This window comes from Bacteroides sp. 2201st1_D9_2201SCRN_220225 (genome assembly GCF_040928965.1).
In the GTDB taxonomy this organism is placed as follows: domain Bacteria; phylum Bacteroidota; class Bacteroidia; order Bacteroidales; family Bacteroidaceae; genus Bacteroides; species Bacteroides stercoris.
The window spans coordinates 38604-58741 of sequence record NZ_JBCODG010000012.1 but is presented as its reverse complement, the minus strand read 5'-3'; the positions used below and the strand labels follow the sequence as shown (position 1 = coordinate 58741).

The 20138-nt window shown below is 45.4% G+C and carries 14 protein-coding genes; 7 read left to right on the top strand and 7 right to left on the bottom strand.

What is annotated here, in order from left to right:
* Positions 1-6 precede the first annotated feature (6 nt).
* Entirely contained in the window at positions 7-1266 is a 1260-nt protein-coding gene (locus tag AB5903_RS05895; RefSeq protein WP_117741266.1) for a hypothetical protein, read from the bottom strand.
* Between the two features lie 204 nt (positions 1267-1470).
* On the opposite strand from AB5903_RS05895, the gene prmA reads away from it, so the two are divergent.
* Complete coding sequence (gene prmA / locus AB5903_RS05890; RefSeq protein ID WP_022103662.1) at positions 1471-2313, top strand: 50S ribosomal protein L11 methyltransferase; 843 nt, start codon at positions 1471-1473, stop codon at positions 2311-2313.
* 33 nt (positions 2314-2346) lie between these two features.
* Here prmA and AB5903_RS05885 read toward each other — a convergent pair whose 3' ends face one another.
* The 5 genes from AB5903_RS05885 to AB5903_RS05865 all read right to left on the bottom strand — a co-directional run bounded on the left by AB5903_RS05885 (position 2347) and on the right by AB5903_RS05865 (position 10874).
* Positions 2347-3195, bottom strand: coding sequence for a glycoside hydrolase family 25 protein (locus AB5903_RS05885; protein WP_022103661.1), 849 nt, complete (start codon positions 3193-3195; stop codon positions 2347-2349).
* A gap of 142 nt (positions 3196-3337) precedes the next feature.
* Positions 3338-4984, bottom strand: coding sequence for a diphosphate--fructose-6-phosphate 1-phosphotransferase (locus AB5903_RS05880; RefSeq protein WP_022103660.1), 1647 nt, complete (start codon positions 4982-4984; stop codon positions 3338-3340).
* A gap of 104 nt (positions 4985-5088) precedes the next feature.
* Positions 5089-6468, bottom strand: coding sequence for an efflux transporter outer membrane subunit (locus AB5903_RS05875; RefSeq protein WP_117666256.1), 1380 nt, complete (start codon positions 6466-6468; stop codon positions 5089-5091).
* 35 nt (positions 6469-6503) lie between these two features.
* Entirely contained in the window at positions 6504-9614 is a 3111-nt protein-coding gene (locus AB5903_RS05870) for an efflux RND transporter permease subunit (protein ID WP_005654891.1), read from the bottom strand.
* A gap of 9 nt (positions 9615-9623) precedes the next feature.
* A complete protein-coding gene (locus tag AB5903_RS05865) occupies positions 9624-10874 on the bottom strand; it encodes an efflux RND transporter periplasmic adaptor subunit (RefSeq protein ID WP_040315804.1) in 1251 nt (416 codons plus the stop codon).
* Between the two features lie 303 nt (positions 10875-11177).
* Between AB5903_RS05865 and AB5903_RS05860 the strand changes: the two genes are divergently transcribed.
* Genes AB5903_RS05860 through AB5903_RS05850 form a run of 3 tightly spaced genes read left to right on the top strand, consistent with a single transcriptional unit; the run spans position 11178 to position 12876 of the window.
* Entirely contained in the window at positions 11178-11447 is a 270-nt protein-coding gene (locus AB5903_RS05860) for a hypothetical protein (RefSeq protein ID WP_005654889.1), read from the top strand.
* Positions 11448-11452: 5 nt separating this feature from the next.
* Entirely contained in the window at positions 11453-12007 is a 555-nt protein-coding gene (locus AB5903_RS05855) for a 1-acyl-sn-glycerol-3-phosphate acyltransferase (protein ID WP_005654888.1), read from the top strand.
* A 29-nt stretch (positions 12008-12036) separates the two neighbouring features.
* The gene (locus AB5903_RS05850) at positions 12037-12876 is read left to right on the top strand and encodes an amidohydrolase (RefSeq protein ID WP_005654887.1); all 840 of its coding nucleotides are present in this window, start codon (positions 12037-12039) and stop codon (positions 12874-12876) included.
* Here AB5903_RS05850 and AB5903_RS05845 read toward each other — a convergent pair.
* Positions 12848-13549 carry an SIMPL domain-containing protein gene (locus AB5903_RS05845; protein ID WP_016661332.1) on the bottom strand — a complete coding sequence of 234 codons (702 nt, stop codon included), beginning with the start codon at positions 13547-13549 and terminating at the stop codon, positions 12848-12850. The genes AB5903_RS05850 and AB5903_RS05845 overlap by 29 nt on opposite strands.
* A gap of 251 nt (positions 13550-13800) precedes the next feature.
* Between AB5903_RS05845 and nagA the strand changes: the two genes are divergently transcribed.
* The 3 genes from nagA to AB5903_RS05830 all read left to right on the top strand — a co-directional run bounded on the left by nagA (position 13801) and on the right by AB5903_RS05830 (position 20079).
* Positions 13801-14967, top strand: coding sequence for an N-acetylglucosamine-6-phosphate deacetylase (gene nagA, locus AB5903_RS05840; RefSeq protein WP_005654885.1), 1167 nt, complete (start codon positions 13801-13803; stop codon positions 14965-14967).
* Between the two features lie 101 nt (positions 14968-15068).
* On the top strand, positions 15069-17060 hold the full coding sequence (locus tag AB5903_RS05835; RefSeq protein WP_005654884.1) for a glucosamine-6-phosphate deaminase: 1992 nt from the start codon (positions 15069-15071) through the stop codon (positions 17058-17060).
* Positions 17061-17148: 88 nt separating this feature from the next.
* Positions 17149-20079: a xanthan lyase gene (locus AB5903_RS05830; protein WP_368117686.1), complete on the top strand. Its 2931-nt coding sequence runs from the start codon at positions 17149-17151 to the stop codon at positions 20077-20079.
* Positions 20080-20138 lie beyond the last annotated feature (59 nt).

Below are 20138 nucleotides of genomic sequence, written 5' to 3'. Positions count from 1 at the left end.
CTATACCTATCTTCTTCTTGAAGAACCACCACCTGACGAACGGGTAGCACCGCCGGAATAACTGCGTGAACTGCTACCGCCTCCCGAAGAATAACTACGGGTGGAAGAGTTGTTTTGCACAGGCGTATAAGAGCGACGGCTACTACTGTTACCGGTTGAATAATTGCGTGTTGACGATGCAGAACTGCCCCTGTTGTAAGTGGAAGGACTTCCGGCTGCGGAACGTCTTACACCCGTAGCATGTACACGGCTACTACTTCCCTGCACTCCTGAAGCTGAAGAACCTACCCGCGTACTGCTTGGACGGGTATATACCCTGCGCCGGGTAGAGGCGGCATCTGTACGGGTAGTTACCCCACTGCGTGTACCCGACGGACGTGTACCTACCACGCGTCTGGTGGTCGTACCGCTTTGTCCGTCTCTTCTATAGGATGACACACCTGAACGGGCAGCCGAACCGGTCCTGCGAACCGTAGAAGAAGAATTTCTATAACTGCTTGCTCCCGAAGAACGGCGATAGGTATATGTATTACGCGGCCAATAACCGCCACCGGGATAACAGTGATGATGATAGTGGTGATGTCCCCACCAGCCGCCTCCATACCAGCCGCCCCAGCTTACGCTCCAGCCAAAGCCCCAGCCCGGACCATACCAACTGTTCCAACCCCAGCCATAATAGGGATAGCCGCCCCAACCGAAAGAGTTATAGCGCCAATCCCACCACAAACGGTTGGTGAAAGTAGGAAATGCATATGCGTACAATCCGTCCGTATATACATTCCAGTCCCATGGATTCAGACCATAAACTACATCCCAGTAAAGCGGGCTGCTGATACTGATGGCATAGCGTGGATTGCGGAAACGGATAATGCGCGTGGCATATTCATAATCATCTTCCGAACCGTCAAAACCGTTCACCCATTCTCCATCCAGGCCATCGTCTTCTTTTTCGTCTATATAAAGCGTATCATTCTCTTGTGAAAAGTCATAGTCTTTAGAGTCATACCGACGATTGTACTCGTCTACATCACGAATATTCCCTTTACGGTCTTTCACTACAATGGTCGTATTGCCCGGCGACGCATAAACCGTAGTCGGAGCATTTGTCTTTACTACAACCGCATCGGCAGCCGGAGTTTTTTTCTTCTCCGTCTTTTCCTCTTTTTTCTTGGAAGGAACGTAGTAAAGGTCGTCATCTACACTTTGAGCTGAAAGTGCCCACGGAAGACACAATGCAAAAAGCGATAAAAAAACAATCTTTTTCATATTTATTTGGTTTATGGGTTTACAATTCCATACTTTTTCACACCACAAAGATAACGCAGGGATTTACTCTATACAGAAGATTTTCCCCAAAGATTTATAGGGATTTCCCTAAATGCACCTATCTTTGTATCCAAAACAAATATACGCAGAAATAGGATTTTCTCCTATACCTGCCTTTTGCATTTAACAAACAATTATATTCCAATGAAATATTTAGAATTTACATTCCATACCACTCCCTGCACGGAAATCGTCAACGATGTCTTATCGGCAGTGCTGGGTGAAGCCGGTTTTGAGAGTTTTGTAGAGCAAACAGACGGGATTGCCGCCTACATTCAAAAAGATTTATACAATGAAACTGTCCTCAAAGAAGCTCTTGCCGATTTTCCCTTACCTGATACACAGGTAGAATATGCTTACCAAGAAGCGGAAGACAAAGACTGGAATGAAGAATGGGAAAAGAATTTCTTCCAGCCCATTATCATTGGCGACCGCTGTGTCATCCACAGCACATTCCATCGCGACATCCCTCAAGCTGAATACGATATAGTCATCAACCCTCAAATGGCATTCGGTACAGGACACCACGAAACGACCAGTCTCATTATCGGTGAATTGCTGGATAACGATCTGCAAGGCAAATCTTTGCTTGATATGGGATGCGGAACATCCATTCTCGCCATATTGGCACGTATGCGCGGTGCTGCGCCCTGTACAGCCGTCGATATAGATGAATGGTGCGTACGCAACTCTCTTGAAAACATAGAGCTAAATGGAGTAGACCGTATATCCGTTTTTCAAGGAGACGCTTCTCTATTGAAAGACCAAGGACCTTTTGATGTAATCATAGCCAACATCAACCGTAACATCCTGCTGAACGACATGAAACGATATGTAAGTTGCATGCATCCGGGGTCGGAACTATATATGAGCGGTTTTTATGTAGATGATATTCCTGTAATACAGGCTGAAGCGGAGCATAACGGACTGCGCTTCGTACATCATAAGGAAAAAAACCGTTGGGCCGCAGTGAAGTTTGTATTATGACACAACGATAAAAGGAAGAAAACGGAAAGCAAGCTATTGCAGGGTCATACCAACCAATTCTTCCAACGTGCCGTTAAAAACATTCAGATCGACTTCTTCTTCAATGCCGGGGACATTACCTACATCGGTATGTTGCCAAAAGTGCCATTTGCCCTCATACTTCACGGAATCAACGTAATAATGGGCTATCCAGTAAGGATAAGCGTTGAATATGGAGTCGTTGAGATAACGTTTCTTAAATTTATAGGAAGTGTAAAGAATCGGTTTTACGCCGTAATGCGCCTCCACTCTGTCAAGCCAGGTTTTAACGGCAGATTTCAGTTCCTGAGGAGATCTCTTACCCGTAGTTTCCACATCAAGAACGGGGGGAAGGTCTCCTTTTGACAAGTGTACTGTACTAATAAAAAAGTCAGCCTGCTTATGCGCATCTGTCTTGGGTAGGAAATAATGATAAGCTCCTCGGATAAAACCGTATTTCCGTGCCTGACTGAAATTTTCTACAAAAGTTTCATCGCCATAATCGCCCCCTTCGGTAGCTTTCATAAAGATAAAATGTATGGGAAATTTCGCTTCTTTATTATGAAGGAGCTTATCCCAATCTATAATACCCTGATAGTGGGAAATATCAATGCCATGCACCTCATAGTTGCAAGGCATGCATACGCCGTAGCCTTTTAAACCATAACAAGGTTTCCAACGATAAGCATAAGGACGGATAAAGAACCAATAGAATCCTGCTGAAAATACCGCTATAATACAAAATGCCAATAAATTACGCAACCATACAGGCATGGGACGAGACACCGTCTGCTTCTTTTTTCGAGAAGAAGTACGACGGGATACAGGTTTGCGCCGGGAAACTGTACTGTTTTTAGAAGGCATTCAAGTATATTGAAGTAACAAATATCTATCAAAAATAAAACACAAACTACACAGATTACACAAATTCGGATTTGCGCAACTCTTGTGTAATTTGTGTTCTACATAGCCAATTACTGCAAATGCAGCAATTGGCTATAAGATTTTATCTACCTTGTTCCAGTTGCAAAGTCTTGGTAGGCTGGTCGCAAACTTCGGCAGGACCGAAGTATTGGATAGGACCCGGATAAACATAGTCTGTTTCCACAGCCCAACGCTCACGCTGAGCGGCAAATGCCTTGAAAGGAGCACCGTCCAGTCTTACCAAAGCTTTCTGGATAACCGGTTTCATTTCGCCGTGACGACGTTCCATATTCATCATCATTGTAATAGGTACACCACCTGCAATCCACTCTTCGGCAGGAGCTGTAGTATTACGTACGGAAGACATGTAACCGGTCTTACCGTTAGCAATCAGCGCAGATGCCGCATAACCCAAAGAGTAGCAGTAGTCAGCATCGAAATTAGACGGAGCAGCGCAACGTCCTTCATAACCGAAGAAGTGATGCTGTGCAGCGAACTTACCTACATATTTACCTTCTTCTTTCCACTGAGCCAATTTGGCAGCTACCATTTCGGACAACAGTTTCTCCGTTTCAATGAGAGATACCTGTACGTTTCCATGCGGGTCGCGGTCCAATGACAACTGACGCGCTACACCTTCGGGAAGGCTGGCATAGATAGCGGCATTTTCCGGAGAAAGTTTGCGGATGATATAGTCGCGTTGGTGTGACTTCTTAATCTGAGAGAATTCCTCTGCATTGGCAGCCAGGAAATCATTCAACTCAGCGATAAGACGTTTCATAGCGGGGATGAACTCAACCAAGCCCTCGGGGATAAGAACCGTACCGAAGTTATTGCCCTGCGCGGCACGATTAGCCACCACCTGAGCGATACCCGTTACGATATCATCCAAAGACATATCCTTAGCTTCAACTTCTTCGGAGATAATGCAGATATTAGGCTGTACCTGCAATGCACATTCCAAAGCGATATGTGAAGCGGAACGTCCCATCAGTTTTATGAAATGCCAGTACTTACGTGCCGAGTTACAGTCGCGCTGGATATTACCGATTACTTCAGCATACGTTTTACAAGCTGTATCGAATCCGAAAGAAGTTTCAATCATTTCGTTCTTCAAGTCACCGTCGATAGTTTTCGGACACCCGATAACCTGTACACCGCAATTCTTCGCAGCATAATACTCAGCCAATACGCAGGCATTTGTATTAGAATCGTCACCACCGATAATAACCAGTGCTTTGATATTCAATTCCTTCAAGATTTCCAGTCCTTTTTCAAACTGTTCCTCTTTCTCCAATTTGGTACGGCCTGAACCTATGATATCGAAACCACCGGTATTACGATATTCATCGATGATATCGGCCGTCAGTTCCATATAGTTATGGTCTACCAAACCACCGGGGCCAAGAATGAAACCGTACAGTTTACTATCTTTGTTCAACTTTTTAATACCGTCAAAAATACCGGATATCACATTGTGACCACCGGGAGCCTGACCACCGGAAAGAATTACGCCCACATTCATAGCAGGGAAATCAACGGTTTCATCGGTATTTTCGAACTTAATCAAAGGCATCCCATAAGTATTGGGAAACAATTTCTTGATTTCTTCCTGATCGGCAACCGACTGGGTAGCTGCGCCGGCCACTGCTTTTACAGTACCTGTCAGCCCTTTCGGAAGTTTGGGCTGATAAGCAGCCCTTGCAATTTGCAATGCACTTTTAGTCATTTCTCTTAAATATTTAAAGGTGTTAATAAAGTTTCGTTTAAAAGCGTCGCAAATTTCGCTCTTTTCCGCAAGAAATGCAAACTGAATGAAGAAATAATGCAAACTTATTCTTCTATCTGCCAGCCTCCACCCAAAGCCTTATAAACATTTACCACTGCTATCAGTTCGTCACGGATTGCATTGCTGACACCAATCTGGGCATCGAAATATCCACGCTGGGCATCAAGCACGTCCATATAATTAATAACACCATTAATATATTGCAACTGCGCTAAATCCACGTACGTTTTGGCTGAACGTTCCAACTTGAGACGCAACTGATACACTTCCTTTATTTTGTTGAAGTCCACAATTGCGTTCTTAGCCTCTTTAAAAGCATTCAGCACCGTTTTCTCATAGCTATGAACTTCCGCCTCAAACGAAGCTTTCTGTGCCTTTAGAGCAGCCCGATTTTTACCCCAATTGAAAAGCGGAGTCAATACCGCTCCGTTCAACAATGAATAAGGCGACTGAAGGAAGTTTGACAAGACATCACTCTCCAATCCAAACTGACCAGTCAGCGACAACCGAGGGAACATATTGGTATAGGCCACTTTCACACGAGCATGTTCAGCTATAAGCTGCTGCTCTGCAGCACGAATGTCAGGACGACGTTCCAATAAGCCGGACGGCAATCCTACAGGTAAAGACTCCGGCACATCCAACTCCTCCAAAAAGCGGCTGCGCTCTATACGTGTAGGAAATTCACCGGCAAGAAAAGCTATGTCATTCTCCTTAATGGAAATCTTACGTTCCAGATCCGGAACAAGCGTAGCTGTACGCGCCAACTCTACTTGCGCCTGCTGATAAGATGTCTCCGAAGTAAGTCCGCCTTCAAAACGGATTCTTGCAAGACGCACACCTTCTTCACGAGCCTTTTGTGTCTGACGGACAATTTCCAATTCTGTATCGAGTGCTACCAGTTCGTAATATGCCTGCGCCACTTCCGCAACAATTGTCATACGCAAGGCACGCTGTGATTCTACACTTTGCAGATAATCGGCAACAGCAGCTACTTTTTTCCAACGCAGATTTCCCCAAAGGTCAAGTTCCCACGACAAAAGAGCCTTTGCTTCATAGCTGTTACCCACATCGCGGCTATGTCCGCCATAGTTTTCAACTTCACGCTCTGCCTCTATTTTTCCATTTAACTGAGGAAGTAGATTAGCTACGCTGATACGTTTCTGGGCCGCCATTTCTTTCACACGAGCGGCCGCAACGAGCATATCTTTATTATACTCCAATGCGCGTGCTATCAGATTACGCAAAGTATTGTCTGTATAAACAGCCTGCCACTGCTCATCGGCAATGCTGATGCTGTCCTGCTGTTGCATCAAACTGTCGGGCAATGCCATTTCGGGACGGACATAGCTTTTGCCTACCTTGCACGATGCAAAAAGAACCGGGGCGAGCAACAGAAGTATATATATATTCTTTTTTTTCATAAGCGTGTAATCAGAATTCATTTACAATGTTATCATCAATCTTTTTTGATTTTGTGTTGCACTTTTTCCTTTGCCTTATAAATCAAAACAAAGAAGAAAGGCACAAGCACAATGCCGAATACAATGGCAAAAATCATTCCAAAGAAAACTCCCGTACCTATTGCCTGACGGCTTGCAGATCCCGGTCCGCTTGCAAGAACCATAGGAAGCATACCCAATACAAAGGCAAGTGAAGTCATCAATATAGGACGGAAACGGAGTTGGGCGGCATGAATGGCCGACTGCACCAAATCTCCTCCATTATCCACCTGTACTTTGGCAAACTCAACGATAAGGATAGCATTTTTTGCTGCAAGTCCCACCAACATTACCAAGCCAATCTGGAAATAAATATCATTTTCCAAGCCACATACAGCAACGCCCAAATAAGCTCCCAATGCAGCTACCGGCAACGAAAGCAATACAGCAATAGGCACAGTCCAGCTTTCGTATTGTGCTGCCAGGAACAGGAATACGAAGAGGAATACCAACGTCAGCACCAGTCCGGTCTGCCCACCGGCTTTCTTCTCCTGATAAGAAAGTCCGCTCCACTCAACACCTATATTATCCGGTAAATGTTCGCGCGCTATCTGTTCCATAATCTCCATAGCCTGGCCGGAACTGTACCCCTGTGCCGCCGAACCGAGAATAACTGCAGTAGTAAACATATTGAAACGTTTAATACTGCCCGGACCGGTTGTATAGGATGCATTACCCAACGAGGTTAACGGAACCATCGCACCATTAGCTGCTTTTACAAAGAACAGATTAATGTTCTCTTTGTGCTCACGATACGGAGCTTCAGCCTGAATATATACCTTATATATACGATTGAACATATTAAAGTCATTTACATATACGGAACCCGTATAAGCTTTCATCGTAGAGAACACATCTGCCAACGGCACCCCCAGCATCTTCACCTTGTCACGGTCTACATCAAAATAGAGTTGCGGAATCTCAGACTGCAAAGAAGAAGAAAGCCCCGTCAATTCCTTGCGTTTCTGAGCATAATACATCAAAGTATCCGCTGCCTGTACCAGATTTTCAAAAGTAGCTTCCCCACGTGCCTCAAGCTGCATTTCAAAGCCACCGGATGTTCCCAATCCCGGGATTACAGGAGGAGTAGAAAGATAGACTCTACATTCGGGGTATTCCCTCAAATCCTTTTCCACTTTCTCCATTATCTTATTGATAGTGGTATTTTTGCGTTCCTCCCAGGGCTTCAATATAACAGTTAACTCACTGCGCGCCTGATTGCTTCCTACACGCGGACTGCTACCCGTTACATTCTGCACATAAGCCACATACGGATTCTGCTCCAGATACTGCACGGCACGATCGGTCACGATACGGGTACGTTCCAAAGTAGAACCTTCCGGCAGTTCCAACTCCACTTTAAAGTATCCCTGGTCTTCCACCGGCAAGAAACTGGTAGGAATCAGACGGTGAATGATGAAAATAGCTATCAATACCATACCGAATGCACTCATCAAACGTCTGGGATGCTTGATAACGCGGCTGATAACACCAATATACTTATGATTACTGATATTCAACCATTCGTTAATCTTACGGAACACGATATTCTTTTTCTTTCCGCTGTCGGGCTTCAGGATAAGCGAACACATCACGGGACTAAGCGTCAGTGCCACAACCGTAGAAAGCAATACCGATACAGCAATGGTAATAGTAAACTGGCGATATAATTGTCCGGTGATACCGCTCAGAAAGCTTACCGGAACAAATACGGCACAGAGCACCAATGAGGTTGCAATCAAAGCACTTGCCAAACCGTTCATTGCTTTTTTCGTTGCTTCATAAGGAGAGAGTTTTTCCGTTTCCATCAGATGTTCCACATTCTCCACTACCACAATAGCATCATCCACGACAATACCGATAGCAAGAATCAATCCCAACAATGTCAATATATTCAGCGAGAAACCGAAAATAAGCATGAAACCGAAAGTACCGATCAAAGAAATAGGCACTGCAACAACAGGTATCAAAGTAGCACGCCAGCTTTGCAGTGAAAGGAACACTACCAATACCACAAGAACCAATGCTTCGAACAACGTCTTATACACCTCGTGGATAGACTCCGAAATATAGGTAGTCATGTCAAAAGGTATCTCGTAACTCATTCCTTCAGGAAAGTTCGCACTGATTTCTTCCATTGCCTTCTTCACGTTGTCCGCCACTTCCATAGCATTGGCACCCGGAAGCATATAAATGCCGAGAACTGCCGCATTTTCACCGTTAATACCACTTTCCGTACTATATGAGGAAGCTTCAAGTGACACTCTGGCCACATCGCGAAGACGAATAATAGACCCATTGGCATTGGCACGGACCACAATATCCTCAAACTGCTTTGCCGAGCTCAAACGACCTTGCGTTGTAATAGGAATTGTAATGTCCAAACCTTGCACCGGCTGCTGTCCCAAAACACCGGCAGCCGATTCGCGGTTCTGGTCTTTCAAAGCATTCTGCAAATCCTGAACAGTCAATCCGAAATTTGCCAGTTTGTCTGGCATGGCCCAGATTTGCATGGCATAGTAACGGCTACCGATATTAGACACACGTCCCACACCGGGAATACGGCGTAAAAGGTCGAGTACGTTAATAGTAGCAAAGTTACTTAGATAGATTTCGTCGAATTTCGGATCATTGGAAGTCAAACAGATTGTCATCAGCTGGCTGGGAGCCTGCTTTTCTACCGAAATACCATTCTGAATGACTTCCGCAGGCAAACGGCTTTCCGCCAGCTTTATACGGTTTTGAATTTCCACGGCAGCCAAATCCGGATCGGCAGATACATCAAAGGTCACGGTTGCCGAAAAGCCACCGGAATTGGAACTGTTGGACTCCATGTACAACATACCCGGAGTACCGTTTATTTCCTGTTCGATAGGAGTCGCCACTGCTTGTGACACAGTCAGCGCACTTGCCCCCGGATAGGATGCACTGATTTTCACAACGGGCGGTGTTATCTGTGGGTATTGATCCACCGGAAGCATAGTCAGACCGATGATACCGACAATTACAATCACAATCGATATCACCGCCGAGAATACAGGGCGGTCTATAAAGAAACTTACTTTCATACTGTTATTTTACTTTGAGAGATTCTTATCCTTTTCTTTATTCTCAGAAGCGGCTTTCTTATTCAAAGAATCTGCCGGCTGCTCATCTTCCTTTTTGGGAGCAGCTGCTTGTGCACGCACTTTCATTCCCGGAGTAAGTTTATGGAAACCTTCCGTCACTACCTGCTCTCCTGCCGCCAGTCCGCGTTCAACAACCATATTGTTACCAAACTCAGGTCCTAATTCAATGAAGCGCTTTTCAACTGTCGAATCGCGGCGCATTACATATATATAAGCACCACCTTTCTCAATGGTAACGGCCTTTTGAGGAACTGCCACAGCACCTTCGCGTACGTCCAACAACAGTTTTACTTTCGTAAACTGTCCGGGCAGCAATACTCTGTTCGGATTAGGCATTTCGGCACGAACGGAGAACGTACCGGTTTGCGGGTCAACCTGCGGTTCTGCAAAATCGACATAACCTTTGTAAGGATAAACAGTATTATCAGCCAAAGTAATCGTGATATTAGGCTGCCAAGAGCGGGTAGAATCCTGACGGCCTATCTCTATATTGCGCTCTTTGCTTTTAAGATAGTCCAATGCGGTCATGCTGAAATCTACCAATACCGTATCACTTTTTACTATGGTAGCAAGCAATGATTTAGCCCCGGGACCTACCAATGTTCCCAAGTCCACATTTCTTTCACTGATATGCCCTGATAGCGGAGAACGCACAATGGTATACCCCAGTTCCAATTCCGCCTGGTCCAGATCGGCCTGACTCATAGCAACAGAAGCCTCGGCCGTTTCATAAGCAGCCTGCGCATTATCCAAATCCAGCTGACTGGCAGCATTCTGTGCATACAAAGGACGAATACGTTCCAAATCCCGTTTGGCTTTCAACGCCTGCGCCTCATCTTTCTTTAACTGTGCACGAGCCTTGTCAGCCTTTGCACGGTATTGGTCTTGATTGATAACAAATAAAACCTGGTTTTTAGTTATATACGTCCCTTCGGCAAAAAGCATACTCTCCAAATAGCCTTCCACACGTGCACGGACTTCCACAAACTGTTGTGCACGTATACGACCTACATACTCACCAAAAATTTCCACATCACCCACTTCGGCAGGTTCTACAATAACAGTAGGTAATTCCGGCTGAATTTTCTTGGGCCAAGTCAATATCAGATAACCGGCAAGCAGCACTGTCATGCAGGCTATCATCATTATCACCCGTTTCTTTCTCAGCTTTAATTCTTTTTTTGTAAAAAATAGTCTCATGCTTGTTTGTTTATTTAATTTAACCCTATTTCCCATTTCAAAGCAAACGCAATGCCAAAGCAGGACAAAGGGTATTCTTTATTATATAATAGTTTAGTTATCAGACATGAACATATATATAAGTAGTAATATTCCACCTGCTTTCCACACTCACATTGTAGAAAATCTCCACAAATGTAGAATTATTCCACGAACTATTTCTCATTAAAAACACATAAATTTTCATTTTTTCACTCAACTCATGAAGAAAAACACTATCTTTACCGAAAATAACACTATTCATTCACATAAAAAGTAAAGATTATGGCAAGTAGAAAAGCATTGAAAAAGAACGTCAATTATATTGCCGGTGAATTATTCGCCGAATGCCTTATGAACAGTCTGTATGTACCCGGAACAGACAAGAAGAAAGCTGATGAACTAATGGGTGAAATTCTGAAAATGCAAGATGAATTCATCAGCCGTATCAGCCATACCGAACCGGGAAATGTAAAAGGTTACTACAAGAAATTCCGTTCTGATTTTAATGCAAAAGTAGACTCAATCATTGAAGCTATCGGCAAACTTAAATAATAAGAATGAAGAAAAGACTATATAGTTTTATCTATTATCGCCTGTTAGGTTGGAAAACAAATGTAACAGTGCCCAACTATGACAAATGTGTCATTTGTGCAGCGCCACATACATCCAACTGGGATTTGTTTATCGGCAAACTGTTTTATGGTGCCATCGGACGAAAAACCAGCTTTATGATGAAGAAAGAGTGGTTTTTTTTTCCTTTAGGATTGATATTCAGAGCCATCGGCGGCATACCGGTAGACCGAAGCCGGAACACATCTTTGGTAGACCAGATGGCAAACAGATTTGCCGGAAGCAAACTGTTTCATTTAGCCATTACTCCGGAAGGTACGCGCAAATCCAACCCTAACTGGAAAAAAGGTTTTTACTTCATTGCGTTGAAAGCACAAGTTCCTATCATGCTTATCGGTATAGATTATCCTACCAAGACTATAACTTCCACCAAGGCAATAATGCCAACAGGAGACTTTGAGAAGGACATGCATGAAATAAAGCTCTATTTTAAAGATTTTCGCGGAAAGATTCCTGAGAATTTCTCCGTTGGAATAAATTAAAAGACAACCGATAGCAACTGTTTACTAAAATGAACCAACTGCGTGTCAGTATCCTACAAATGGATATTGCTTGGGAGAATAAACAAGACAATCTTCGCCGTCTTCGCGAAAAGCTGGAAGCTCTTCGCGGAGCGACGGAGATTATTGTTTTACCGGAAACCTTTTCTACCGGTTTCAGCATGAACACCGACACATTGGCAGAGCCGGTAACAGGTAATACAATTACAACACTACGCCAATGGGCTTCAGAATATCAGATAGCTATTGCCGGAAGCTATATAGCTTGTGAAGAGAATTTTGTTTCATCTGAAAGCAATCCATCATCCTACAAAAACTCTACCTATTACAACCGCGCCTTTTTCCTCACTCCCGAAGGGGAAGCTTATTTTTACGATAAACGACATCTGTTCCGCATGGGCAACGAGACAGATAATTTCACGGCAGGCAGCCGTCGTATCATAATTCCGTATCGAGGTTGGAATATACTGCTACTCGTCTGCTACGACCTGCGCTTTCCGGTATGGAGCCGGAATACAGGCAATGAATACGACCTCCTGATTTACGTTGCCAACTGGCCTGTACCCCGACGTAAAGTCTGGGACATACTTTTACAGGCACGGGCATTGGAAAATATCAGTTACGTTTGCGGTGTAAACCGTATCGGTAAAGACAGTAATAGCTTCTCCTATAACGGCGGCAGCGCAATCTACTCATACAAAGGTGAAATGCAGATTCAAGTGCCCGACCATGAAGAAGGAACAGCTACGGCTACTCTTGAACTTTCCGCACTACAAGAATTCAGAAACAAATTTCCGGCATGGAAAGATGCGGATTCATTCACTATCGTCTCAGATAGTAATTCACGGTAGTCACTACCCGTATACTTTTAATATAAGGCGTATTGGCATCTCTGTCCGATATGGAGAATTGTCCCTGCGAAGCATTCCGTATCTTACCCAGGCTACTGTCTGAGTCTTTTGCAAACTTTTCGGCAGCGGCACGGGCATTTTTCGTAGCTTCTTCTATCATTTGCGGTTTCACATCATTCAAGCCTGTAAATTCATACACCACATTATAGCGATAATCACCTCCACTGATGGCAATACCCTGTTTCAACAGTTCAGCCTGTTCCGACATCAGTTTCCGTACCTTATCTACATTTTTTGAAGTAACCGTAATGACTGATGTAGCATTATACCGATAAGCAATATCACGATTTCCATAGCGTTCGGCCTGCATATCTATCACTTCCGGAGGGGCAATACTGATTTCTTCCTTAGCAATGCCGTTGCTTTCCAAAAATTTCACAATTGCCTTGTTTTTCTGTTCCATATTGGCATAAAGCAGCGACGGATCATTCCCTATATCTTTATACATCAAGGGCCATATCACCTTATCAGCAGGAACTTCCATCTCAGCCAACCCTTTTACACTGACAATACGTTCTTTATCTATAAAATCATTTATACCCCATTTAATTATCACTCCCAGCAGTACCATACCAACGGCAATAATAGCCGCTTCTACTTTCCATGTTTTCATAATCCATCGTTTTATTAAGTTTATCATAAGTAAAACAAAATAACGAAAATAAAATTCCCGCTTACCATCATCCTGATTAAAAGATATTAAACAGGTATTTCTTTAAACATTACGTATTAAATTTTAGAGTATTTAATAGAAATACCTAAATGTATGGAGTGCATCTTACCTAAAAAGTAGTTATTTTTGTCCTTTGAAATAATGTCTGACGACTGAAACATTTAATTTATTAACACTAACCCCTAAATCCTATGTTGACTCAACTTATCAACGCACGTATTCTGACCCCTCAAGGTTGGCTCAAGGACGGTTCCGTACTCATCAGAGACGGAAAAATTTTAGAAGTAACCAATTGCGACCTCGCCGTTATCGGTGCACAACTGATTGATGTAAAAGGAATGTATGTACTGCCCGGCGGTGTAGAGATCCATGCACATGGCGGTGGCGGACGCGATTTTATGGAATGTACCGAAGACGCTTTCCGCGGTGCGGTCCAAACCCACATGAAATACGGAACTACCAGCATATTCCCTACTCTGTCCTCTTCTACCGTACCGATGATTGAACAGGCGGCAGAGACTTGTACGAAGATGATGGCGGAAAAAGACAGTCCTATACTGGGTCTGCACCTCGAAGGCCACTATCTGAACATGGCGATGGCAGGCGGACAGATGCCCGAGAACATCAAGAATCCCGACCCTAACGAATACATTCCTATCGTGGAAAACTGGCACTGCATCAAGCGTTGGGATGCTGCTCCCGAATTACCCGGAGCCATGCAGTTCGGAAAATATATCACCGGAAAAGGCATTTTGGCTTCGGTAGCCCATACACAAGCCGAATTTGAGGACATACGTACAGCCTATGAAGCCGGATACACACATGCTACACATTTCTATAATGCAATGCCCGGATTCCACAAACGCCGTGAATACAAATACGAAGGCACTGTGGAGAGCATTTACCTCATGGACGACATGACTGTGGAAGTTGTAGCCGACGGTATCCATGTACCGCCCACAATCCTGCGCCTGGTCTACAAGATAAAAGGTGTGGAACGGATGTGCGCCATCACCGATGCCCTGGCATGTGCGGCCAGCGACAGCAAAGAAGCTTTCGACCCGCGTGTCATCATTGAAGACGGAGTCTGTAAGCTTGCGGACCACTCCGCCCTTGCCGGCAGTGTGGCTACTATGGACCGGCTGATACGTACAATGGTGCAGAAAGCCGATATACCTCTGGCAGACGCCGCACGAATGGTATCCGAAACACCGGCACGCATCATGGGTGTATACGACCGTAAAGGCTCGCTCCAAAAAGGGAAAGATGCCGATATTATCGTAATGGACGAAGATTTGAAGATTAGAGCAGTATGGGCAATGGGTAAATTAGTGCCTGAAACCGATACTTTATCATAAAATTTATCCCAACATCATGCGGATGAACTTTGTTTTTCGTATTTTTGTTAAGTTTTGAACAAGCGAACAGCTTTAATCATTTATTAATAACCAAATATTGTATGAAAACCAATCTTAGTTCTCAAATTACTCTGAACAGAGTATCCCCCAGGTACTACAGACCGGAGAACGCTTTCGAGCGATCGGTACTGACACGTCTCGAGAAAATTCCGACAGACATTTACGAGTCTCCCGAAGAAGGAGCCAACCAAATTGCATTGGACATCGCACAGATGATTCGTGACAAGCAAAAGGCCGGACGCTTCTGTGTATTGGCACTGGCTGGCGGCAACTCACCGCGCAATGTCTATTCGGCCCTTGTGCGCATGCATAAAGAAGAAGGACTGAGTTTCCGCAATGTAGTGGTATTCAACCTTTACGAATATTATCCGTTGGCTTCAGACGCTGTGAACAGCAACCTCAATTCTTTAAAGGAAATGCTGCTCGACCACGTAGACATTGACATGCAGAACGTATTCAGTCCCAGCGGTACTATCGCCAAAGATACTATTTTCGAATATTGCCGTTTGTACGAGCAACGTATCGAAAGTTTCGGCGGCATTGATATAGCTGTATTAGGTATCGGACGTGTCGGTAATATAGGTTTCAACGAACCGGGTTCACGCCTGAACTCCACCACCCGATTGATTTTGCTGGACAGTGACTCACGCAACGAAGCATCCAAAATGTTTGGAAGCATTGAAAGCACACCGGTAAGTTCCATAACAATGGGTGTAGCCACGATTCTCTCCGCCAAGAAAGTATATCTGCTGGCATGGGGTGAGGAAAAAGCCAAAATGGTAAAAGAATGTGTGGAAGGTAACGTAACGGATACAATTCCTGCCTCTTATCTTCAAACCCATAACAATGCCCATATCGCCATCGACCTTTCGGCAGCCGCCAATCTGACACGTATCCAACGTCCCTGGCTGGTGACTTCCTGCGAATGGAACGACAAACTGATTCGCAGCGCCATCGTCTGGCTATGCCAACTGACCGGAAAGCCGATTCTGAAACTGACTAACAAAGATTATAACGAAAACGGTCTGAGTGAGTTGCTTGCCCTCTACGGTTCTGCCTATAATGTAAACATCAAGATTTTCAACGATCTGCAACACACCATCACTGGTTGGCCGGGCGGCAAGCCGAATGCAGACGACACTTATCGCCCCGAACGTGCGAAACCGTATCCAAAACGTGTCATTGTATTCTCTCCGCATCCGGACGATGATGTCATATCCATGGGAGGTACTATCCGCCGACTGGTAGAACAGAAACATGACGTACATGTGGCCTATGAGACTTCCGGCAACATTGCCGTAGGCGATGAAGAGGTAATCCGTTTCCTGCACTTCATCAACGGTTTCAACCAACTCTTTAACAACAGTGAGGACCAAGTTATCAACGAAAAGTACACCGAAATCCGCAACTATCTGAAAGATAAGAAAGACGGTGATATGGACACCCGCGACATCCTGACTATCAAAGGACTGATTCGCCGCGGTGAAGCGCGTACGGCATGTACCTATAATAATATCCCGTTGGATCACTGCCATTTCCTCGACCTGCCGTTCTATGAAACTGGTAAGATTCAGAAGAACCCCATCAGCGAAGCCGATGTGGAAATCGTACGCAACCTGTTGCGTGAAGTGAAACCCCACCAAATCTTCGTTGCCGGCGACCTTGCCGACCCACACGGCACACACCGTGTTTGTACGGATGCCGTATTCGCAGCTATCGACCTTGAAAAGGAAGAAGGAGCCAAATGGCTGAAAGATTGCCGCATCTGGATGTATCGCGGTGCATGGGCAGAATGGGAAATCGAGAACATTGAAATGGCAGTGCCCATCAGTCCCGAAGAATTACGTGCGAAACGTAACTCTATCCTGAAGCACCAAAGCCAGATGGAGAGCGCACCATTCCTGGGCAACGACGAACGTCTGTTCTGGCAACGAAGCGAAGACCGCAACCGCGGTACAGCTGCATTGTACGACAGCCTGGGTCTGGCATCCTACGAAGCTATGGAAGCATTCGTAGAATACATTCCGCTGTAAATGTTTGCTAAATAGAAACAAGAGAGTGGGAAGTGATGAACTTCTCACTCTTTTTTATGTATTTTTGTACGGTACTTAACCATCGGACATGAAAAAACTATATTTATCCATATTGTTCCTGCTCGCAGGAGTTGGTTCTGTCTTTTCACAAGACGTAGAACAGGCCGTTCGGGAACGGCTACAGGCCTTTTTCCAAACGTATATCCCTGTCAATGTCAATATCGGTACATGCCGACTCGACAGTGTACTTATCGATTTCCACCGAAAAACAATCCGCATCTATGCCGATAATACATTCTCCTACCAGCCCTTCCGGCCGGAAACGGTGAACAGAATTTACCGGAACATCAAAGAAATTCTTCCGGGTCCCGTAACTTACTTCGACATTACTGTCTTTACAGACGGATATTCCATCAACGAACTTATTCCCAACACATACAGAAACGGAAAAAAAGACAAGAGCCGCCTGTTTACCGATATACACTATAAAGATGCTCCCTGGGTGACCCGTACATCCCGTCCTTTTGAAATAACCCGCGGACTGGAGGGACGCCATATCGCTCTGTGGCAAAGTCACGGAAAATACTACATCAATAACAAAGACAAATGGGGTTGGCAGCGTCCGCGCTTGTTCTGTACCTCCGAAGACCAATTCACACAATCGTTCATCCTGCCTTACCTCATCCCGATGCTGGAAAATGCGGGAGCCAACGTATTCACCCCTCGCGAACGGGACACGCAAAAACAGGAAATCATTGTAGACAACGATGACAACCGGAACACCACAAACTCCCTCTATCTTGAGGTAAAGAGCAGAAAAGCACAGTGGGAAAAAACCGCTCTGCCTGGATTTGCACAACAGAAGCGTATCTACACGGAAGGAGAAAATCCTTTTCATGACGGTACAGCCCGCTTTGCACAAACTGAAAAGAAGAAAAACAAAGCCTTTGCCGAGTGGGTTCCCGACATCCCGGAAACCGGAGAATATGCTGTATACGTTTCCTATCAAAGCCTGCCCAACAGCGTGAGCGATGCCAAATACCTTGTATTCCATAACGGCGGTGTCGCTGAGTTTAAAGTAAACCAACGTATAGGCGGCGGCACATGGGTATATCTCGGCACTTTTACTTTCGACAAAGGAAGCAACGACTACGGCATGGTAGTATTGAGCAATGAAAGCCGGGAAAAAGGAGTGGTATGCTCCGATGCCGTGCGCTTCGGCGGTGGTATGGGCAACATTGCGCGCGGCGGCCAAGTCAGCGGTCTGCCCCGTTATCTGGAAGGCGCGCGTTATTCCGCTCAATGGGCCGGTATGCCCTACCCCGTATATGCCGGATACAAAGGACAGAACGACCTTTCGGATGATATCAATGTACGTTCGCGTACAATCAACTACCTGTCGGGCGGTTCCGTATTCAACCCCAAAGAACCGGGATTGGGAGTTCCTCTTGAGATGAGTATGGCACTGCACAGTGATGCGGGTTTCAGGACAGACGACCGGATTGTAGGTACACTCGGCATCTACACTACCCATTTCAACGATGGCAAGTTAGCGGCAGGAACAAACCGCTACGCTTCGCGCGACCTTACCGACCTGTTCCTCACCCGTCTGCAACAGGACATCCGTTCCACTTTCAACGCAGACTGGACGCGCCGCAGCATGTGGAACCGTAACTATAGCGAGACCCGCCTGCCTGCTGTTCCTTCCACAATCGTAGAACTTCTGTCGCACCAGAATTTTGCCGACATGCGCTTGGGACACGACCCCAAATTCAAGTTCACGGCAAGTCGTGCCCTATACAAATCCATCCTGCAATATATCTGTACCCAGCATAATAAAGAATACGTCGTACAGCCCTTACCTGTCAACAATTTCTCCGTCCGCTTCGGTAAGAAGAAAAATACCCTGGAACTTTCCTGGCAAGGAGTGGATGACCCGTTGGAACCGACTGCCACACCCCGCGAATACATTGTCTATACACGCATCGGGCGAGGCGGATTTGACAATGGTGTACGCGTAAGCAATCCTTTCCACACTCTGAAGATAGAACCGGGCATCGTCTATTCCTTCAAAGTAACGGCAGTGAACCGGGGTGGTGAAAGCTTCCCGTCCGAAATCCTTGCCGCATACAAGTCCAAGCACGAAAAAGCACGCGTTCTCATCATCAACGGTTTCGACCGTATCAGTAGCCCTGCTGTGATAAACACACCCGACGAAGCCGGCTTTGATTTGACGAAAGACCCCGGAGTACCTTATCTATATGATATATCACTCTGCGGCAGCCAGCTGAATTTCGACCGCAAAGAAGCCGGAAAACGTTTGGGAGAAAGCGGCAATGAATACGAAGGGATAAAAATAACCGGAAACACATTCGACTATCCCTTTATACACGGTAAAGCCATACAGGCCGTCGGCAGCTACAGCTTTACTTCATGCAGCGACGAAGCCGTAGAAAACGGTAGTGTAGCATTGGAAGAATATCCAATAGCAGACTATATTCTGGGACTGGAAAAGACGGACGGCAATCTGTCACGGGCAACCTATTACAAAACTTTCTCTTCGTCCATGCAGCGTGCCTTGACAGCTTACTGCCGGTCGGGCGGCAATCTACTGGTCAGCGGTGCATACATAGGCAGCGACATGAACGACTCGCAAGGCAATCGGGAATTCACCCAAAACATCCTGAAATACCGTTTCGACAGCAGCTTACAGGTATCCGGCGAACATATCGGCATACAAGGTTTGGGGCGCATCCTCAGCATTCCCCGCCTGCCCAATGAACGGGCTTATCCCGTGACGACCCCCGATTGTATCCGCCCTATGGCAACCGCCTTTCCCGTAATGACCTATACCGAGAGAAATCTTCCTACTGCCGTAGCTTATAAAGGTAACGACTACCGCACATTCATCATGTCATTTCCCTTTGAAAGTATCCGGGAAGAAGCCGGCAGAACAGCGGTTATGGCATCCATTCTGCATTTCTTTTCCGCCGATAATGCAGGTGTACACAGAGAATAACGGCAATCTTGATAAATAATCCGGTGAAATAGGTATAATCTGTGGTGAAAAACTTATCT

Bases quoted from the DNA above. Each gene is read 5' to 3' on its own strand.
- AB5903_RS05895 (WP_117741266.1), bottom strand. From the start codon at position 1,266: ATGAAAAAGATTGTTTTTTTATCGCTTTTTGCATTGTGTCTTCCGTGG.
- prmA (WP_022103662.1), top strand. From the start codon at position 1,471: ATGAAATATTTAGAATTTACATTCCATACCACTCCCTGCACGGAAATC.
- AB5903_RS05885 (WP_022103661.1), bottom strand. From the start codon at position 3,195: ATGCCTTCTAAAAACAGTACAGTTTCCCGGCGCAAACCTGTATCCCGT.
- AB5903_RS05880 (WP_022103660.1), bottom strand. From the start codon at position 4,984: ATGACTAAAAGTGCATTGCAAATTGCAAGGGCTGCTTATCAGCCCAAA.
- AB5903_RS05875 (WP_117666256.1), bottom strand. From the start codon at position 6,468: ATGAAAAAAAAGAATATATATATACTTCTGTTGCTCGCCCCGGTTCTT.
- AB5903_RS05870 (WP_005654891.1), bottom strand. From the start codon at position 9,614: ATGAAAGTAAGTTTCTTTATAGACCGCCCTGTATTCTCGGCGGTGATA.
- AB5903_RS05865 (WP_040315804.1), bottom strand. From the start codon at position 10,874: ATGAGACTATTTTTTACAAAAAAAGAATTAAAGCTGAGAAAGAAACGG.
- AB5903_RS05860 (WP_005654889.1), top strand. From the start codon at position 11,178: ATGGCAAGTAGAAAAGCATTGAAAAAGAACGTCAATTATATTGCCGGT.
- AB5903_RS05855 (WP_005654888.1), top strand. From the start codon at position 11,453: ATGAAGAAAAGACTATATAGTTTTATCTATTATCGCCTGTTAGGTTGG.
- AB5903_RS05850 (WP_005654887.1), top strand. From the start codon at position 12,037: ATGAACCAACTGCGTGTCAGTATCCTACAAATGGATATTGCTTGGGAG.
- AB5903_RS05845 (WP_016661332.1), bottom strand. From the start codon at position 13,549: ATGAAAACATGGAAAGTAGAAGCGGCTATTATTGCCGTTGGTATGGTA.
- nagA (WP_005654885.1), top strand. From the start codon at position 13,801: ATGTTGACTCAACTTATCAACGCACGTATTCTGACCCCTCAAGGTTGG.
- AB5903_RS05835 (WP_005654884.1), top strand. From the start codon at position 15,069: ATGAAAACCAATCTTAGTTCTCAAATTACTCTGAACAGAGTATCCCCC.
- AB5903_RS05830 (WP_368117686.1), top strand. From the start codon at position 17,149: ATGAAAAAACTATATTTATCCATATTGTTCCTGCTCGCAGGAGTTGGT.